General features: G+C 63.0%; 15 protein-coding genes and 1 tRNA gene. 8 read left to right on the top strand and 8 right to left on the bottom strand.

Annotated elements, in window-relative coordinates:
• Positions 1 to 7: 7 nt before the first annotated feature.
• Together MAFF_RS31015 and MAFF_RS31010 are read right to left on the bottom strand one after the other, a co-directional pair.
• The gene (locus MAFF_RS31015; RefSeq protein WP_010914983.1) at positions 8 to 2,248 is read right to left on the bottom strand and encodes a mannose-1-phosphate guanylyltransferase/mannose-6-phosphate isomerase; all 2,241 of its coding nucleotides are present in this window, start codon (positions 2,246 to 2,248) and stop codon (positions 8 to 10) included.
• A 42-nt stretch (positions 2,249 to 2,290) separates the two neighbouring features.
• The gene (locus MAFF_RS31010; protein ID WP_010914982.1) at positions 2,291 to 3,190 is read right to left on the bottom strand and encodes a LysR family transcriptional regulator; all 900 of its coding nucleotides are present in this window, start codon (positions 3,188 to 3,190) and stop codon (positions 2,291 to 2,293) included.
• A gap of 101 nt (positions 3,191 to 3,291) precedes the next feature.
• Between MAFF_RS31010 and MAFF_RS31005 the strand changes: the two genes are divergently transcribed.
• The 6 genes from MAFF_RS31005 (at position 3,292) to MAFF_RS30980 (ending at position 6,974) form a co-directional block, all read left to right on the top strand.
• Positions 3,292 to 4,176, top strand: coding sequence for an NmrA/HSCARG family protein (locus MAFF_RS31005; protein ID WP_010914981.1), 885 nt, complete (start codon positions 3,292 to 3,294; stop codon positions 4,174 to 4,176).
• A gap of 75 nt (positions 4,177 to 4,251) precedes the next feature.
• Positions 4,252 to 4,328 (top strand) — tRNA-Pro (locus MAFF_RS31000).
• A 460-nt stretch (positions 4,329 to 4,788) separates the two neighbouring features.
• Positions 4,789 to 5,070 (top strand): hypothetical protein, encoded by a 282-nt coding sequence (locus MAFF_RS41535; RefSeq protein WP_010914980.1) that lies wholly within the window; start codon positions 4,789 to 4,791, stop codon positions 5,068 to 5,070.
• Between the two features lie 574 nt (positions 5,071 to 5,644).
• Positions 5,645 to 5,869: a hypothetical protein gene (locus MAFF_RS30990; RefSeq protein WP_420651620.1), complete on the top strand. Its 225-nt coding sequence runs from the start codon at positions 5,645 to 5,647 to the stop codon at positions 5,867 to 5,869.
• Between the two features lie 67 nt (positions 5,870 to 5,936).
• A complete protein-coding gene (locus MAFF_RS39495; RefSeq protein ID WP_244420657.1) occupies positions 5,937 to 6,305 on the top strand; it encodes a hypothetical protein in 369 nt (122 codons plus the stop codon).
• Between the two features lie 324 nt (positions 6,306 to 6,629).
• Positions 6,630 to 6,974, top strand: a complete 345-nt coding sequence (locus tag MAFF_RS30980) for a hypothetical protein (protein WP_032929417.1) — start codon at positions 6,630 to 6,632, stop codon at positions 6,972 to 6,974.
• A 46-nt stretch (positions 6,975 to 7,020) separates the two neighbouring features.
• Here the strand turns inward: MAFF_RS30980 and MAFF_RS30975 are convergent, their stop codons facing one another.
• From MAFF_RS30975 to MAFF_RS30960, 4 genes are all read right to left on the bottom strand, one after another.
• Positions 7,021 to 8,640, bottom strand: coding sequence for an ABC transporter ATP-binding protein (locus tag MAFF_RS30975; RefSeq protein ID WP_010914977.1), 1,620 nt, complete (start codon positions 8,638 to 8,640; stop codon positions 7,021 to 7,023).
• Positions 8,641 to 8,656: 16 nt separating this feature from the next.
• A complete protein-coding gene (locus tag MAFF_RS30970; RefSeq protein ID WP_010914976.1) occupies positions 8,657 to 9,778 on the bottom strand; it encodes an ABC transporter permease in 1,122 nt (373 codons plus the stop codon).
• Positions 9,771 to 10,694, bottom strand: coding sequence for an ABC transporter permease subunit (locus tag MAFF_RS30965; RefSeq protein ID WP_010914975.1), 924 nt, complete (start codon positions 10,692 to 10,694; stop codon positions 9,771 to 9,773). Before MAFF_RS30965 ends, MAFF_RS30970 begins: the two co-directional genes overlap by 8 nt.
• A gap of 162 nt (positions 10,695 to 10,856) precedes the next feature.
• Entirely contained in the window at positions 10,857 to 12,449 is a 1,593-nt protein-coding gene (locus MAFF_RS30960) for a peptide ABC transporter substrate-binding protein (protein WP_010914974.1), read from the bottom strand.
• Between the two features lie 283 nt (positions 12,450 to 12,732).
• Between MAFF_RS30960 and MAFF_RS30955 the strand changes: the two genes are divergently transcribed.
• Together MAFF_RS30955 and MAFF_RS30950 are read left to right on the top strand one after the other, a co-directional pair.
• Positions 12,733 to 13,179 (top strand): TadE/TadG family type IV pilus assembly protein, encoded by a 447-nt coding sequence (locus MAFF_RS30955; RefSeq protein ID WP_010914973.1) that lies wholly within the window; start codon positions 12,733 to 12,735, stop codon positions 13,177 to 13,179.
• Positions 13,180 to 14,949, top strand: coding sequence for a TadG family pilus assembly protein (locus tag MAFF_RS30950; RefSeq protein WP_010914972.1), 1,770 nt, complete (start codon positions 13,180 to 13,182; stop codon positions 14,947 to 14,949).
• A gap of 50 nt (positions 14,950 to 14,999) precedes the next feature.
• Here the strand turns inward: MAFF_RS30950 and MAFF_RS30945 are convergent, their stop codons facing one another.
• Positions 15,000 to 16,631 (bottom strand): alpha-glucosidase family protein, encoded by a 1,632-nt coding sequence (locus MAFF_RS30945; protein ID WP_044549781.1) that lies wholly within the window; start codon positions 16,629 to 16,631, stop codon positions 15,000 to 15,002.
• A gap of 42 nt (positions 16,632 to 16,673) precedes the next feature.
• Entirely contained in the window at positions 16,674 to 18,692 is a 2,019-nt protein-coding gene (glgX, locus tag MAFF_RS30940) for a glycogen debranching protein GlgX (RefSeq protein ID WP_010914970.1), read from the bottom strand.
• Positions 18,693 to 18,822: the final 130 nt, after the last annotated feature.

The following is an 18,822-nucleotide window of genomic DNA, read 5'->3' as shown; positions in this document are numbered from 1 at the left end:
GCCGAGCCTAGACCGCCTTCTTTGCCGTCCTATCCAGATACTGCGTCAGCGCGCAGACCAGATGATAGAAGATGCTGGCCGGAACATCCGACGCCAGCGAGCGGCCGCGTTCGTCTATGCGATCGATCCACAGGCCGAGCGGCGCCGGGTCGATGTGCCAGCGGAAAAGCCGGCCGACACGGGCCTCGATCTCGGGCTTCAGGTCGGGACCGCCCGAGCCGTCCAACGCGATCGCCGCCTTGATGGCTTCGGCCTGCGGCCAGCTGCGCGAGATCAGGTCGAGCGGCAGGCCCTGCCTGGAGACGGCGCCATAGGCAAGACCGGTGGCCCGGTTGAGGCCGTTGGCGATGGCCGAAGCGTAAAGTTTCCTCGCGAAGCCGCTCAGTTCGGCCTGGCCGCTGCGCTCGGCGAAATCGACCAGGAGCGAAGCCCATTCAAAATGATGGCCAGGCTCGGTCCAGGACCCTTTCTCGCCAGTCGACGGTTTCCATTCGGCATCGAAATATTCGCCGAGCGTCCAGCTCTCGGCGTCGAAGAAATGGCTGCGGAAGAGGTCGATGATGCGAGCCGCGCGGCGCAGATGGGCACGCTCGCCGGTCGCCTGATACCAGGCGAGAAAGGCCTCCAGCAAATGCATGTGCGGGTTTGAGCGCCGCTCGCCCTCCCCATCCGACGTCTCGAGAAAGCCGGTCATGCGGCTGTCCTCGAGATGTGCGTCGAGAAAGGCGAAAGTCTCTTCACCGAGCCGAAGAGCATCCGTATTGCCCGACATATGCGCATGCGCCAGCGCCAGCAGTACGCAGGAATGATCGTAGGCGTCTTCCGTGGCGTCGGCGACAGCGCCGTCGACATTCAGCGTGCGCACCCAACCGCCGCGTTCGGTGCGGCCCTTCCCAGCCATGAAGTCGATGCCATGCGCGATCAGCCGCTCGGCCGGCCCAGTCCAGCCGTGCTCCTTGGCAACCGCAAAGGCATAGACCTGGCGGGCCTGCGTGCGCATGCGCTTCGGCTTCATCAGCGGGGCGCCGTCGAAGCCGAGCGCTTCGTGGAAGCCGCCGTGGCGCTCGTCGACGCCCGATGTCGACCACAGCGGCAAGGTTTCCTGGAACAGCCAGTGGTGCACGCGCCGCCGCCAGGCGCCGCTTTCGATGACGCGGTCATGCGCCGGGGTGAACCTGGTTTCCAGCCGGCCCGACTTCTCCAGTTGCTCGACCACCTTCTTGACATGCTGGCTGTGGCTGACCGGAGCCACGAACGTGGCATCGGCGGTCGAAACGATGGCGACGTCCTTCATGCCGATCGCCGACAAGAGGCGCCCTTCGCTGCGGATGTAGGAGTTCTCGCAATCGATGGCGACGACGTCGCCGACAATGACATTGCCCTGGTCATCGGCAGGGCCGACATCGAGCAACGACTGCCAGGAACCGAGATCGTTCCAGCGAAAGCCGGCCGGCACCATCGCGATGTCCCTCGCCCGCTCCATGATGGCATAGTCGATCGAATTGGACGGGATGGCCGCGTAGAGGTCGAGCGGCATGTAGAGGCCTGACAGATCCGATGTCGCCGCCTTGTAAGCGGCTTCGGTCGCCCGCCAGATGTCCGGCTGGAACACGGCGAAAGCGTCGCGCATGGCAGCGGCGCGAAACAGGAAAATGCCGGTGTTCCAATAAAAGTTTCCGGCTTCGAGGTAGCCTTGCGCGGTCGCCAGGTCCGGCTTTTCGACGAAGCGCGAAACGTCTGATACCCCGCCCTTCTCGGCGGAGACCTCGATATAGCCATAGCCGGTTTCGGGCTGCGTCGGCTTGATGCCGAACACAACGAGCCGGCCGGCGCGTGCCGCCTCAGTGCCCGCCTCAACGCTCTGCCAGAATTGCCCTGCCGTCGATATTTCGTGGTCCGACGGCACCACCAGCACCAGGCTGTCGCCGAATTCGGACAAAGTGCGCAGCGTTGCAAGGGCCACCGCCGCGGCGGTGTTGCGCCCTGTGGGCTCGAACAGCGGACCGCCGCCGGCAAGATCGAGGCCGGCGAGATCGGCACGGACGCGGTCGGCATGGCGTTCCGAAGCGATCAGGAAGATCGGAGTTTGACCGTCGGGCCTTGCCGCCAGGCGGCGCAAGGTCTTGGCCAGCATGGAGCCATCACCCGAAAAATCGTGAAACTGCTTCGGATTGTCCTCGCGCGACAGCGGCCAGAGCCGCGAGCCGACGCCGCCGCTCATGACAAAACTGACGATGCGCTGACTCATTGTGGTCTCGCTGAGAAGTTGGTCGGAGGTAGCAGACATGCCTTAAGCCGTGTTTGCCCGATTGGAAATCCGCTCGACCGCCAGGTCGATGAAGGCCTTAACCAGGGGTGAAAGGTGCCGGCTGCTGGGAAAGAGAACGTGCAGGCCGCCGGCCGGCGTCGTGTAGCCGTCGAGAACGCGCCGCAACCGCCCCTCGTTGATCAGCCCGTCGGCCATCGGCTGCGGCAATTGGGCGATGCCGAAACCGGCGAGCGCGGCCGCCGCCACCGCCTGCATCTCATTGGCGGCGAAGCGCCCGGCGACCACGACAGTTTCCTGGCCTTGTGGTCCATCCAGCACCCAATGAGCGCCTGAGGCCGACGGACCCGCGATGACGCATCGATGGCGGGCAAGATCGGCCGGGCCTTCCGGAATCCCGTAGCGTGCGAGATAGTCATGGCTGGCGCAGAGCAGCCTGTGCGTGGAACCCAGCTTGCGGGCGATGAGCGTCGAATCCTCAAGCCTTCCGGTGCGGAAGGCAAGGTCGATGCCGTCCTCGATCAGGTTGAGCTTGTCGTCGGTGAGGCGCAACTCGACATTGGTCTTCGGGTACAGAGCCAGAAAGTCGACCACGGCGCGGATGAGGAAGTGACCGCCAAAACCAACCGGGGCCGAAATGCGGATCGTGCCCGAAGGCTCCGCCCTTGCCTCCGCAAGACGAAGGTTCGCCTCCTCGATCGTCCGCAGCCCCTGGCTGCTTTGCTCATAGTAGAGACGCCCGGCATCCGTCAGGTTGAGGCTGCGTGTGGTGCGCTGCAGCAGCCGCACTCCGACCTCGCGCTCAAGCGCGGCGACACGGCGGCTGACGGTCGTCTTGGGCATGGCCAGCAGGCGCGCGGCAGCGGTGAAGCTACCGGCTTCGACGACGCGGGCAAACACGACGACATCGTTGAGATCGACCATTGTATTCATTAATGGGACAGGTTTTTCCAATTATAGGCAATTATGCATCAATGAGATAGAGCCTAATTTTGCTCCAGACAAACCGACAAGGAGCAAATGAGATGACCAGCAAACGAAGCATTCTTGTGACCGGCGCCACAGGCCAGCAAGGCGGCGCCGTTGCGCGTGCCCTGCTGTCCAGGGGCCATCGCGTCAAGGCTTTGACGCGCAAGCCGGACAGCGATGCCGCACGGCAACTGGCCGCGGCGGGCGCCGAGGTCGTGGCCGGCGATCTTGCCGACGCAGCCTCCATCGTGCAGGCCGCGAAAGACGTCGACACCATGTTCCTGATGGGTAACAGCTACGAGGCCGGACTTGAGGAGGAGACCCGTCAGGGGATCCTTGCCGCCGATGCAGCGAAGGCCGCCGGCATCGGACACCTGATCTATTCATCCGTGGCCGACGCCGACAAGCAGACCGGAATTCCGCATTTCGAAAGCAAGTATCTGGTCGAACAGCATGTCAGGCAGCTTGGCATTCCCCATACGATCAGCGCGCCGGTCGCCTTCATGGAGAACGCCATCGCGCCGTGGTCAACCGGCGCGCTCAGCCAAGGCACTCTTGCCTTCGCCATGCCGCCGAAGCGTGTCCTCCAACTGGTTGCGCTGGCGGATATCGGCGCCTTCGTCGCCGCGCTCGCGGAGCGGCGGGATGAGGTATTCGGCAAGCGCTATGATTTCGCCGGGGACGAATTGTCCGGCGAGGAGCAGGCGAAAATCCTAACCGAGGCCATCGGCCGTCCGATCCGGTATCAGGAGATCCCGATCGCTGCTGCCCGCCAGCAGAGCGAGGACGCGGCACTGATGTTCGAGTGGTTCGACCGTGTCGGTTACGACGTCGATATCGCTGCCTTGCACAGGCAATTTCCCGAGGTGCGGTGGCACGGTTTTGCCCACTGGGCGCGCGCGTTCGACTGGAGCGCCAGCGGCCTGCGCGGCGAAAGCTGACGAAATGCGACAGAAGCGCTGCCATTGCCGCTTGCAGGAATGAAGTGTGGCGGCTATAAGCCCGCCGTCTGGTCACGGAGTGTAGCGCAGTCTGGTAGCGCACCTCGTTCGGGACGAGGGGGTCGCAGGTTCAAATCCTGCCACTCCGACCAGAAAAACAATGTGTTAGCGCATCCCGACTTGGCGCTCGAACTGATATCTCACTTGAAAATACGGCGAGATGACCCGCCTTCCTCGGTGCGGCCTTTTCCTTTGCGGGCATGACTCAGCCGCGCCTATCGAAGGCCGAAAAAGCTCAATATCACTAGTACGATGACCACCGCTCCAACGAGCCAAATGATATTGTTCATAATGTCTCTCCTTTAGCCCTTGAGGGCCCCGCGCCTCCGGCGAAGAACGCGGGCTGACCGGCCTTTGCCGACTGATCTTCAGCAGACATAAAGCTTTGGTCTCGGCTGCGAGAGATAACCATTAGATATAACTAATGTTCCACCACTTGAAAATATCGACAAACATCCCGGCGCGTCCCAACCGCCCTGGAAAGACCGGAACCAAAGGGTCCAGTGGCAGTTAATCCAACGAAGGGCTAATCAAGGCATTGGAGAAATTGCAATGAAATCAATGATCATATGCGCTTTGGCGCTTTCCATCGGATTGCCGGCTGTCGCTTCGGCGGCCGAAGCCGACGTAATCATCAGGACTCACCATCGCCACCACAGCAACGTCAGGATCATCAACGAGGACGGCCAGCGCTTGCATCATCGCCACCATGGCACGGTGGCTTTCTACGATCACGGCCGCCGGCACCATCGCCCCGATGCCGTCGTTGTTACGAGTTCGGTCTCCAAGCACCATCACCGCCGCCCCGTGGTGATCGAAAACAACGGTTATTGATCGACCAAAAGGCCCGGCTCTTTGCAGCCGGGCCTTCTGGAAGAAATCTGAGATGTCACTGGCGATCTGGCGTGCCGACAGAAGGCATCAACAACGGACAGTCGTGTGATGACGATGCCATTCAGCCTCTCCGAAAAAAGGTCGCGGAATCTCGCCACGTAGGCTGGAATGCCGGCTACGGCGCCTGCAAGGGTTCGCCTGCCACGCGGACGTGGCGGGCGAACCCTATCAGCGCAGGAAGGGACGTAGCTGCGCCGATCTGCCAATACTCCCGGATGGTCAGCCGAAGACCATTCCAATCGCCATGAAGGTGATGGGCATGGCGAAGATCACTGCGAGCAACCAGCGCGCTTGGCCGACACTCTTGTCCATCAGCTTCCTCCCGAACGTGTCGCGAATAACGGCTCCGAACGGTGGGCGTTCCGAGCTGCAACATAGGCAGGACCATTGCATTTTGCGGCCAGACCAAGGTCCGATGTTCCGCCGGACCGAAGCCCAGCCAGGGAACGTTTGCGCTGCGGACTTGTTTCGGGTGGTTGGGCGCGAGGACAATCAAACGAGGAAGCGAAACTGAATGAACGTCACTATGTCTAACAGTGAGACCACACAATCCGATGTCCTGGGGGCGCGCGTAGCTGACCTCAAAGCCAGAATGCGGCAGGCCCGGATTACCATGAGCAAAATGAAGACCTTCCAAAAGGTCGCGGCCGTGATGGTCGACGGACGAGGCAGCATTGATGGTGACGACTTAATCGCGTCCTTCGTTGCCGGCAGGTTGCTTGACGAGAAAACGCTCTGAGACCATGCGGACAATCAGCAAGCTTTTTGATTCCCGTGCGGAAGCCTCCCGGGTTGCCGGAGAGCTGATGGCGGTCGGTATTCCCCGCGTTCAGATTGCCATTATCGGGCCCTACCAGGACGAACTTGCAGTTCTAAGGTCTCCAAGTGTCATCCTTGGTACAGTCGGTGCGGCATTGGCTTGCCTGAGCGCCATGGCTGTCTACGGCGTCAGTTCTCTTCCGGCCGGACTGCCGGCAACGGCACTGGTTTGCGCGGTCTGCGGCGGCGGCGGGCTGCTCGGTGCCTTCATGACCACAGCGGCAAAGTCGGATGAGCGGAGCGTTGCCGAGGGCATCGTCCTGGTGACGGCGCATGTCGATGAAAATGGAACCGGCATCGCCCAGGCAGTCCTCGGCGGTTGCGCTCCCACTGCATTCATCGCCGAAGCAGCCTGAATTTCAGGCTGACTGAACGAACGGCGGCGCACGAAGGCCGGGCGCCACGCCAGCGCGAGCCGCTGAGGCCGCACCGTCAGCCAAGGATCGACGAAAGGCCGCCCCGGCGTCAGCAGGGGCGGCCCTCTTCGTTTCCAGTGATTGAATCTAGACACTCGACGGACACCAACTTCGAGTGGCCGAGAACGTTCCCACATCGGCCGGCCTCCGAGGTCCATGCCCGTAGGGCTCTTTCGAGAGCCCAATCTTTGACGAAATAATCGTCGGTTTCAGATAGTTCGGTGGATATGATGAAGCCAGTGAAACGGTGAGCGGGGTGTGGACATGAATTCGATCGCGACGACAACCTCGACACCGGTTCTTGTGATTGCGGTGCTTCTCGTTACCGGTTGCGCGTCGATCGGCAGGACCGCCGATCCGGCGAAGTACGAGAGCATGAGCTGTAGCGAGCTCAACAGCGCGCTGGGCGAAAACGCCCGCGAAATCTCACAAACCGCCATCACCCGCGGCAGGGTCGCCAACACCAGTGTTCCGCGCTGGCTGCTTGGCGGCTCGCGCGTGAAGACCGCCGTCGCCAACCGTGAGACTGCCCGGATCGACCGGCTGAAACAGCAGCAGGATGCCATTGCCGCCGCGCGGGCGCGCAAATGCTCGAGGTCACCGGGATGAGCGAACGGACGCCGCCATGATGATTGCCCTCACCTGAAACGACGTCTCAGGCGCTCAGTCGGAACCGCGTCACATCGATCGCCGCAGCCATCAGCGTCTGCGTGTAGACGTGCTGGGGGTTGCTGAAGATCGCTTCGGTCGGCCCCTCCTCGACGATCTTGCCCTGTTTCATGACGATGATGTAATCGGCCATGGCGCGCACAACCGAAAGATCATGGCTGATGAAGAGGTAGGACAGTTCATGGTCCGCCTGCAGCTTGCGCAAGAGTTCGACGATCTGTTTCTGCACCGAGCGATCGAGCGCCGAGGTCGGCTCGTCCAGCACGACCATCTTTGGCTTCAGGATCATGGCGCGGGCAATGGCGATGCGCTGCCGCTGGCCGCCGGAGAATTCGTGCGGGTAGCGGTTGCGGGCGTTGGGATCGAGGCCGACTTCCCGCAAAGCCTCGACCGCGCGCTGATCGCGCTGCTTTCCCGAAAGATTTGGCTCATGCACCAGCAGCCCTTCGGTGATGACCTGACCGACGGTCATGCGCGGCGACAGCGAGCCGAACGGATCCTGGAAGACGAGTTGCATCTGGCGCCGCAGCGGCCGCATCGCCTGGCGGTCGGCTGTGGAAATGTCGCGATCGCCGAAACGAATCAAACCATCGCTCGGCAGCAGCCGCAGCAGAGCGCGGCCGAGCGTCGATTTGCCCGAGCCGGATTCGCCGACAATGCCGATGGTCTGGTTGCGCTGCAGCCGGATCGAAATGTCGTCGACGGCGCGCAGCATCAGCGGCTCGCCGGCCAGAAACCCGCCGCCGATCTTGAATGTGACTTCGACATGCCTGCCTTCGAGCACCACGGGTGCATTGGCGGGCGGCGCCGCCTTGCTTCCCGTCGGCTCGGCCGCAAGCAGCATCTTCGTATAGGCGTGCTGCGGGTTGGCGAAGATCGCTCCCGCCTCGCCTTCCTCGACCACCTCGCCCTGGCGCATGACATAGACCCGGTCGGCGAAGCGCCGGACGATGCCTAGATCGTGGGTGATGAAGACGATGGCCATGCCGAGCTTGCGCTGCAATTCGGCCAGCAGCATCAGGATCTGCGCCTGGATGGTCACGTCGAGCGCCGTGGTCGGCTCGTCGGCGATCAGGATGTCGGGATCGTTGGCCAGCGCCATGGCGATCATCACCCGCTGGCGCTGGCCGCCGGACATTTCGTGCGGGTAGGACTTCATCCGCCGCTCCGGATCGGGAATGTGCACCAGCCGCAAGAGCTTGAGCGCCTCTTCGCGTGCTTCGGCGGCATTCAGGCCGCGATGCCGGCGGATCGGTTCGATCAGCTGATTGCCGATCGAATAGAGCGGATCGAGCGAGGTCATCGGCTCCTGGAAGATCATGCTGATCTTGGCGCCGCGCACCTTGTTCAGGTCGGATTTGCTCAGCGTCAGCAGGTTGCGGCCGCGATAGTCGACGCTGCCCGTGGCCTCACCATTCGAGGCGAGCAGGCTCATCGCCGCCATCATGGTCTGGCTCTTGCCGGAGCCGGACTCACCAACCACGGCGACGGTTTCGCCCGCATTGACGTGGATGTTGATGCCCTTCACCGCTTCGACCGCGCCGTCTAGCGTGCGGAAGCGGACGCGCAGGTCCTTGACGCTGAGGATCGTTTCGGGAGTGGCCATGTCAGCGGTCCCCATCTTATCGATCCCTTGGGTCAAGCGCGTCGCGCAGGCCGTCGCCGACGAAATTCAGCGCAAACAGCGTCGAGACGAGGAAGAAGGCGGGGAACAGGAGCAGCCAGTTGGCGGTACCGATATTCTTGGCGCCGACCGAGATCAGCACGCCCCAACTGGTCATCGGCTCCTGCACGCCAAGACCGAGGAACGACAGGAAACTCTCCAGGATGATGACCTGCGGCACCAGCAAGGTCATGTAGATCACCACCGGACCCAGCAAATTGGGGATGACATGGCGCAACAGGATGCCGCGCTGGCCGACGCCCATGGCCTCCGCCGCCTGGACATATTCCTGGCGGCGGATCGACAGCGCCTGGCCGCGCACGATGCGCGCCATGTCGAGCCACAGCACTGCCCCCACGGCCAGGAACATCAGCACGAAGTTGCGGCCGAAGAACACCACCAGCATGATGACGAAGAAGATGAACGGCAAGGAGTAGAGCACATCGACGATGCGCATCATCACCTCGTCGATCTTGCCGCCGGAGAAACCGGCGGCGGCGCCGTAGATCACCCCGATCACCACCGCCACGACGCCGGCGAGCAGGCCGATGGCCAGCGAGATGCGCCCGGCCATCAGCGTGCGCGAGAGCAGATCGCGGCCTGTGTTGTCGGTGCCGAACAGGAAATATTGCTGCTTGACCGACGCGCTCATCGTCACTTCGAGACCGTCGGGCGACTTGCTCTCGATCTTGGTGTCGTCAAAGGCGTCGGAGCGGTCGAGGTAGCGGATGTTGCGGTCATCGATCGGCTTGGTCGACTTGACCGTGACGAAGACGTGATCGCCCTCCTGGTGCCATTCCTTGATATCGACCCGCATGCGCTTGATCGCATCATTGAGCGCGGACTCGATCATGTCGGGCTTCGGATAGGCTGACAGGCTTGGCGGCATGCGCACATAGTCGGCATAGATGGTCGTGTACTGATGCGGCACGAACCAGGGGCCAAACACGCTGACGAGCCCGATCAGGGCGAGGTAGTAGAGGCTGAACATGGCGGCGCGGTTGGCCTTGAGGCGCGCCCAGGCATCGCCCCATAGCGAGCGGCCGACGATAGCGGGAGCAGTGGCTGCGATGTCAGTCATAGCGCACCCTCGGGTCGACGACTGCGTACATGACGTCGACGATCAGATTGAACACGATGGTGAAGATGGCGATCACCACCACCGTTCCCATCACCAGCGTGTAGTCGCGGTTGAGCGCCGCATCGACGAAGTAGCGGCCGACGCCGGGAATGGAGAAGATCGTCTCGACGATGACGGAGCCGGTCAATAGGGCCGCCGCCGCCGGGCCGGTGAACGAAACGATCGGCAGGATGGCGCCGCGCAAGGCGTGCTTGACCACCACCGACCAGTCGGAAAGGCCGAGCGCGCGGGCGGTGCGGATGTGGTGGGAGCGCAGCGATTCGATCATCGAGCCGCGCATGAGGCGGGCGACGATGGCGATCTGCGGCAAGGCAAGCGTCAGCACCGGGCCGACTTTGTTGATGAAGGCGCCATCGCCCCAGCCGCCGATCGGCAGGAGCTTCCAGGTCAGCCCGAAGAGAAGCTGGATCACCGGCGCAATGACGAAGGTCGGGATAGTGCTGCCGGCCGTCGCCAGCGCAATCACCGTATAGTCGCCAAGCTTGTTCTGGTTGAGCGCGGCAATGGTGCCGAGCACGGAACCGAGCAGCAGCGCCAGGATCAGCGCCGAAGCGCCGAGCTGCACCGAAATGGGCAGGCCCTTGGCGAACAGTTCGGTGACGGTGAAATCCGGCATGTTGTAGCTTGGGCCGAAATTCCCGCGCAAGAGATTGCCGAGATAGTGGACATATTGCAGCCAGAGCGGATCGTTGAGGCCGAACTGGGCTTCAAGGTTGGCCCTGATCTCAGGGCTCAGCCCCCGCTCCTGGTTGAATGGCCCGCCTGGCGCGACGCGCATCAGGAAGAACGCCATCGTCACGATGACGAACAGCGTCGGTATGGCGGTCAAAAGCCGCCGGAATACGTATCGCAGCATCGGTGCCCCACTTGATCCGGAACACGCCTGTCCGATTGGACCATTGTGCTCCAGCCTTCAAATCTTCGCACCGGATTTTCCGAAAATCGATTGCGTTTCCCGGCCGATGCGATGGCAAACCAGCACCGCCGCGCACGAAGTGCGCGGCGGCTTGGCCAGGGATCAATCCTTGCTGACGAAACGCGACGGATGGACATCCATCACATTGTCGACGAAGCCATGCAGCTTCGAGGACACGATGTCGTGGTAGCTGTAGTAAAGCAGTGGGATCTGGCCGACGTCGTCGACGAGAATGCGCTCGGCCTCGGAGAGCTCCTTCATGCGCTCCTCGGGCTTGCCGCCGGCGGCGGCTGCCTTGTCCATGGCCGCTTCATAGGCCGGGCTGTTGTAGTTCGAGTAGTTGTTGCCGCTCGCCTTGCGCGAGATGCCGAGGAAGGTTTCCGGATCCTTGTAGTCGGCGATCCAGGCGGCACGCGCCACGTCATAGTCGCCCTTCTGCTCGAGGAAGGAGTAGTGCGTCTTGGTGTCGGTGTTGAGCAGCGTGACGTCGACGCCAAGCGGCTTCAGCTGCTCCTGGATGGCCACAGCGGTGTTCTTGTGGTTCTCCGAGGTGTTGTAGCGGATTTCCATCTTCAGCGGATGTTCGGGCGTGTAGCCGAGTTTCTCGAGGATTTTCTTGGCCGCGTCCTCGCGGTCGATCTGCGGCATTTCGGCGTATTTGGCCATTGCCGGCGTGTAGCCCTCGATGCCGGGAGGCACCATCGAATAGCCGGGCAGCATGGAGTTTTGCCAGACTTTTTCGGCGATGAAGTCGCGGTCGATCGCCATCGAGATGGCGGTACGCAGTTCAGGATTGTTCCACGGCGCCTTGTCGGTCTTGATCGCATAGTAGTAGGTGCCGAGATACGGGCCGACATGGATCTGGTCGCCGAACTTGGTCTTGAGGTCGGCGAGCTGTTCGGTCGGCAGATCGTCATAGCTGTCGAGTTCGCCTGCCTCGAAGCGCTTCATCGCCGATGAGCGGTCTTCGGTCGGGATGTAGTTGACCACGTCGAACTTGACGGTCGCCGCATCCCAGAATTTCGGATTCTTGACCAGCTTCATGTGGTCGTTGGGAACCCATTCGGCCAGCGTATAGGCGCCGTTCGAGACGAGCTTGCCGGGCTTGATCCAGTCGGCGCCGAGCTTTTCAATCGAGGCCTTGCTGACCGGATAGGTCGCCTGGTGGGTCAGCATCTCCAGGAAGTAAGGCGTCGGCGCTTTGAGCGTCACTTCCAGGGTGGTGGCGTCGATCGCCTTGACGCCCATGTCCTCAGGCTTGCCCTTCTTGGTGTTGAAATCCTCCGCACCCTTCACCGGGTACAGCATCGAGGCGTATTCGGCCCCGGTCGCAGGGTCCTCCAGCCGATGGAAGGCGTAGACGAAGTCGTCCGCCGTCACCGGGCTGCCGTCAGACCACGTGCCGTCCTTGCGCAGCTTGAAGGTGTAGACGGTGCCGTCATCCGACACCGTCCAGCTTTCGGCGGCGCCAGGAATGAGGTTTGCCTTCTGGTCCTGCATGACCAGTCCCTGGAACAGGTCGCGCAGCACATTGGCTTCATAGACCGTCGAGGTCTTGTGCGGGTCGACCGATTCCGATTCAGCGGCGGTGCCCCTGTTGTAGACGCTCTCGGCGAACGCCGGCGAGTAGAATGCGCCGGCGGCTACCGCCATGGTGGTGGCGAATACCGTCGCCTTCAGCATGTTTTTCAGCATGAAGTTCTCCCTGTCGGCGCAGCAGTCGGCGCGCCTCTAAGTGTTGACGCCCCGGAACCGATGCCTGGTTCCTTTGAGCGCGCCGCCGGTTCCCCCCGGCAGCTGGTGGCAGGAGACTAGACAGGAGGTAAGCTCTTTTCAACCGAGTACTGATTGACCCTAAGTCAATCCTTAGAATCGAAGAAGCAACAGCTAAATTAGAACGGCGTTTTCAATCGCACGCATCCTCCGGTTGCACCCAGAGTTTTCGCTTTCTGCATGCGAACTTTGGCATGCTGGTATCATGGTTCAGAACCTCATTTCCAGGCTCCGAAGGCACGCGTTCCGAACAGACAATTCGGGAACCTCAGCGGTCGAATTCGCCCTGCTATCGCCGATTTTTATCCTCCTTCTACTCGGAATGGTTGCGTACGGTATCTATTTTGGTGCAGCCAACTCGATCCAGCAGATCGCGGCGGACGCCGCCCGGACGGCGATAGCCGGGTTGAATCAAACCGAGCGGCAGACGCTCGTGGCCGCCTTCCTCACCAACAATGCCGGTGGCTACCCCTTCGTGGACGCCAGTAAGCTTACCTACCAGGCCAATGACAGCGTGGCTGACGGCAGCCAGTTCGTGGTGTCGATCTCCTACGATGCGCGCAACCTGCCGATCTGGAATCTCTTCCCGGGCATAGCCATGCCGGGGACCACCATCAAGCGTCAGTCAACGATCAGGGTTGGGGGCATCTGAATGCTGCAGCGGGCGGGCAAGGGCATCAGCCGGCTTGCACGGTCGATGGCGGGCGACAGAAAGGCGAACTTTGCCGTCATGACCGCGCTGAGCGCGCCGGTCGCGCTGGCACTTGCCGCGGTGGCCATCGATGAAGCTTCCATCTACTCCGAGCGTCGGGAAGCCCAGGCGATGGTCGATCTGGCGGCGATCACCGCAGCCTCGAACATCAACAATGTCAACACGGCGGTCGTCACCACGCTCACCGACAACGGCATGCCGGGTGTCGTCGTTCAAGCCTCGGGCCAGACCATTCCTCCGGCCGTCGGCAAGACGGTGGTGACGGTCACGCAAGGCCGATATGCCTCGACGACCACCAATGTCACCCAGCGCTTCCAGGCGGGCGTGACACCCTACAATGCGGTGCGTGTCACGCTGGCGAAAGTCCCCGCCCGCTATTTCGCGAGCTCGCTCATCCCCACTCCGGTCATCGGCACCCAAGCCACGGCCAGCATGACGCCGCAGGCGACATTCTCGGTGGGGTCGAGACTGCTCAGCGTCAATGGCGGCATCCTCAATGCTTTGCTGAGTGGGCTTCTCGGCGGCAACATCTCGCTCAGTGTCATGGACTATAACGGGCTGATCTCGGCCGATGTCAGCGTGTTGTCCTTCATCAGCGCCCTCGCCACACAGTTGAACATCACGGCCGGCACCTATTCGGATGTGCTGGCATCGAAAGCGACCGTCGGCCAGATCGCCACCGCTATGGCCAACGTCCCTGGCCTCGGCAACACGGCCAAGGTCGCCCTGCAGACCATCGCCTCCAAATCGACCAGCACAGTCAAGATCCCGCTCAGCAGCCTTGTCGATCTCGGCTCTGTCGGCAGCCTGGGGCTCGGGCAACAGCCTTCCGGCCTCGGCGTCGACGCAAGCGCCATGGGAATGCTGACCGCCGCCGCCGTGCTCGCCAACGGCACCAACCAGGCCGCGGTCGATCTCGGCGCCACCATCCCGGGACTGCTCTCGACCAAGCTCAACATCGCCATCGGGCAGCCGCCGCAATCCTCGCCCTGGCTGGCGGTCGATGGCATCGGCAGTGTCGTGCGGACCGCCCAGACGCGCATCAAGCTGACGGCCTCCGTCGGTGTCGGCACGCCGGGCCTCGGCGGCGGCATCAGCCTGCTTGCCGTCAACCTGCCGCTCAATGTCGAAGTCGCCTATGCCGAAGCCAAGCTGACCGACATCTCCTGTCCGACAGGGCCTTCCAGCATCAGCGTTTCCATCGCCGCACATCCGGGTGTTGCCCAGCTGAACCTGGCTAACAGCAACAATCCCTCCGGCTTCGCCGATTTCAGCCAGCCGCAGACCTTCACCGATGCCGACATCGCGGATGTGAGCCTTCATCTGTTGCTGATCAACATCCCGCTGATCCAGGTGATGGGGTCGGCCGCGACCGCGATCACCAACAACAGCCCGCAGACCCTGACCTTCAACGCGACCGACATCGCCAACAAGACGGTGAAAACCGTATCGACGCGCAACATCTCGCAGTCGCTCACCACGTCGCTGGTCAACAACCTTTCGCTTTCGGCCAACGTGCTTGGTCTCGGTATCGACCTAAGCTCCCTGCTCGGAACGGTCAAACCGGCAGTGGTGACCCTGCTCAACACCGTAACGGCGCCCGTAGACGACTTGCTCTACAATGTGCTGTCCGCCCTGGGTGTCGGCGTCGGCCAGGCCGATGTGCGCGTCACCGGAGCGACCTGCGGACGGGCGGTGCTCGTTCAGTAAGGCTTGGTGGCCAAGCGGATCGCCCGGCCAAGGCGCGGTCGAGCCGCCAGTCAGTCGAGCCGGCCAAGGAAGCAACCGAGAGCCGGCAGCGAGAGCGCTTCTTCCTCGACAACAGCGGCGCCAGCCAGGACAGCAGCGACGCCAATATCCGGTGGCAAGGGCCAATTCCCCGGCTCCCCGGCGAAATTGAAGACGCAGAGCAGCCTCTGCCCGTCGCCTTCGCGGATGAAGGCCAGCACATCGCCTTCGGCGTCGAGAAAGCGGATCGAGCCGCTGACCAGCGCCGGATGCCGCCTGCGCAAGGCAAGCGTCGAGCGGTAGGCGGACAGCACCGATTGCTCGCTGCCGTTCTGCACGTCGGTGGCGCGGGCGCGATGGCTGGCCGGGACCGGCAGCCAGGGCCTGGCCGTCGAGAAACCCGCATTGTCGGCGCCGGCTTCCCAGACCATCGGCGTGCGGCAGCCATCCCTGCCCTTCATGCCGGGCCAGAAGCGGATGCCGACGGGATCGCGCAGATCCTCATAGGCAAGCTCCGCCTCCTCCAGGCCGAGCTCCTCGCCCTGATAGAGGCATATCGAGCCGCGCAGGCAGGCGAGCAGCATGATCGAGAATCTGGCTACCGCATCGGCATCGCCGTCCGGCCCAGTCCAGCGGCTGACATGGCGCACCACGTCATGGTTGGAAAACGCCCAGCAGACCCAGCCGTCGGTAACCGCTTGTTCGAAGGCCTCGACGCAGCCGCGCACATGCGCCGCCGAAAACTGCGGGCCGAGCAGGTCGAAGGTGTAGCACATCTGCAGCTTGTCGCCGCCGGAGGTGTAGGCAGCCAGCGTCTGCAGCGAGCGGCCCTCATCGCCGATTTCGCCGACGGCGGCGCGGTCGGGATATTCGTCTAGCAACCCCCGGAAACGCCTGAGGAAAGCCAGGTTTTCCGGCTGCGTCTTGTCGAACAGATGCTCCTGGTAGAGGTAGGTGTTGGTCTCGCCATTGGTGCCGGCGACGCTCGACGCCAGCGGCGGATTGCTGCGCAGCCAGCGGTCGTGGACATAGTAGTTGACCGTATCGAGCCGAAAACCGTCGACGCCACGCTCCAGCCAGAAGCGCACCGTGTCCAGCAGCGCATCCTGGACCTCTGGATTGTGGAAATTCAGATCGGGCTGCGAGGCGAGGAAATTGTGCATGTAATATTGCCGGCGGGTCGAATCCCACTCCCAGGCCGGGCCGCCGAAGACGGACAGCCAGTTGTTGGGCGCGTTGCCGTCGGGTTTCGTATCGGCCCAGACGTACCAGTCAGCCTTGGGATTGTCGCGGCTGGCGCGGCTTTGGACGAACCATTCGTGCTTGTCGGATGAGTGCGACAAGACCTGGTCGATGACGACCTTCAGGCCCAACCGGTGCGCCTCGGTGACCAGAGCGTCGAAATCCTCAAGTGAACCGAACATCGGATCGACGTCGCGATAATCCGAAACGTCATAGCCCATGTCGGCCATTGGCGACTTGAAGAAGGGCGACAGCCAGACGGCATCGACGCCGAGCGAAGCGATGTGGCCAAGCCGCGTGGTGATACCCCTAAGATCGCCGCTGCCGTCGCCGGTCGTGTCCTGGAAGGAACGCGGATAGACTTGGTAGATGACGCAGCCGCGCCACCAGTCGGCCCCCTGCCCCGCATTGTCGTCGGCCATCACGAACCCCTCCTGGCGCAGCCCTTTGCGGCCTGGCGCGAACTATTTTTTGCTCGCATCGGATTGCCCGAAAACCGACTGCCACTTTTCGGTCCGATGCTCTGCCATGAAATGGACGCTTCGGCCCGGCAGCGGCCGCGCAAGCTCAATCGCCTGCGTCTCGATCGCCGGCTGCCATCGGAAGCCTTCCCGTTCGGGCAAGGTGAAGACGCATTGGCGACGATCGCCGTTGATCATGACGGCAAGGCGATCGCCGCCTGCATCGCCAAGCAGCATGACGAGGCGGTGCCGGGCGGGGTCGTTCCAGTCCGTCTCGGCAAGCGGCATGCCGGTCTCGGTCAACCAGGCGACGTCGGGGGTGCCTGTCGCATCGGCCGATTGTCCTGTGAGGAAATCTGTAGCCGACAGGGCCGGGACGGCACGGCGCAGCATGCCGAGCACCGATGCGTAGCGCTCCAGCGCATGGTCGCGGCCGGCCCAGTCGAGCCAGGTGATGGCATTGTCCTGCGCATAGGCGTTGTTGTTGCCCTTCTGGGAGCGGCCGAACTCGTCGCCCGCCGTCAGCATGATGGTGCCGCGCGAGGCAAAAAGCGTGGCGAGCAGCGCGCACTGGTCGTCGAAGCGCGCATTGGCGATCGCCGCGCTATCCGTCTCGCCCTCGGCGCCATTGTTCCAGGACAGATTGTCGTTGTGACCGTCGCGGTTCTGCTCGCCATTGGCCTCGTTGTGCTTGCGCTCATAGGCGACGATGTCGGCCAAAGTCATGCCGTCATGGGCAGCGATGAAATTGACCGTGCGGCTGGCCGCCTGGCCGGCCTTGCCAAAAATATCGGACGAACCGGCAAGCCGCGTCGCCAGTGCTCCCACCGCACCGGCATCGCCGCGCCAGAAGCGCCTGGCATCGTCGCGATAGCGATCGTTCCATTCGAGGAAGCGCGGCGGGAAGTTGCCGAGCTGATAGCCGTCAGGGCCGATATCCCACGGCTCCGCGATCAGCACGCGATCGGCAAGCACAGGATCGCCGGTGATCGCCTCGAGCAAGGGCGCCGTGGGATCGAATGCGCCATCGACGCGGCCCAGAACCGGCGCCAGATCGAAGCGGAAGCCATCGACGCCGGTATGGCGGACGAAGTGACGGAGCGTGTCGAGCACCATGTCCCGCACCACCGGATGATCGCAGGCGACTGTGTTGCCGGTGCCGGTGTCATTGACCAGCCTGCCATCAGGCTGGTGCCGGTAGTAGGCCTGGTTGTCGAGCCCGCGCAGCGACAGCGTCGGCCCCAGCCGGTCGCTTTCGCCCGTGTGGTTGAAGACGAGGTCGAGGATGGTGCCGATGCTGGCCTTGCGCAGCGCCGCCACGGTGTCGCGCAATTCCTCGAGGCCGCCGGGCGCGAGACGCGGGTCGAGCGCCATGAAGGTGACGGGATTGTAGCACCAGGCGTTGCTGAGGCCCAGCGGCGGCAGGTGCCGTTCGTCGATCGACGCCGTCACCGGCATCAGTTCGACGGCCGACACGCCGAGCCTTTGCAGATGTTCGATGATGACAGGATGAGCAAGCGCCGCGATCGTACCGCGCTGCGCTTCGGGAATGTCGGGATGCAACTTGGTGAAGGCACGCACCGGTACCTCGTAGATCAGGCCGCCCGGACGAAACAGCGGCGGCAGCGCAGGCACCGTTTTGGGCAAGGTTTTCGCCACCGTCTTGGGCATCAGCGGCGCGGTGTCGGCCCCCTCATTGCGCCGCGCGGCGAGCCGCCAGTGATAGGCATACGGGCGGTCGATTTCGACGGCGTAGGGATCGGTGAGCAGCTTGTCCGGGTCGAACCACAACCCGCGGTCGGGCGCGTAGTCGCCATCGGCGCGAAAGCCATACCGCGTGCCCGCGGCAAGGCGGGGAACGAAGAGCGCATGCATCCCCTCGCCTTCCGACTGCAACTCCAACCGGTCGAGTTCGCGGTTTCCCTGCCCATCGAAGAGCGAGACCCAGAGGCGGCGGGCCGATGAGGACCACACGGCAAAGCGGATGCCTTCGGGGGTGACGGTTGCGCCGAGCGGGGTCATGTCAGCGCCTTCCCTTCTCCCCTTGTGGGAGAAGGTGGATCGGCGCGTAGCGCCGAGACGGATGAGGGGTGTTGGAAGGAATGAGGCGCCGGTGGTCTGGGCGTTGGTTTACGCCAAGCTGGAGCACCCC

The organism is Mesorhizobium japonicum MAFF 303099 (assembly GCF_000009625.1).
GTDB classification, from domain to species: domain Bacteria; phylum Pseudomonadota; class Alphaproteobacteria; order Rhizobiales; family Rhizobiaceae; genus Mesorhizobium; species Mesorhizobium japonicum.
This window is presented reverse-complemented; position numbering and strand designations above follow the sequence as displayed.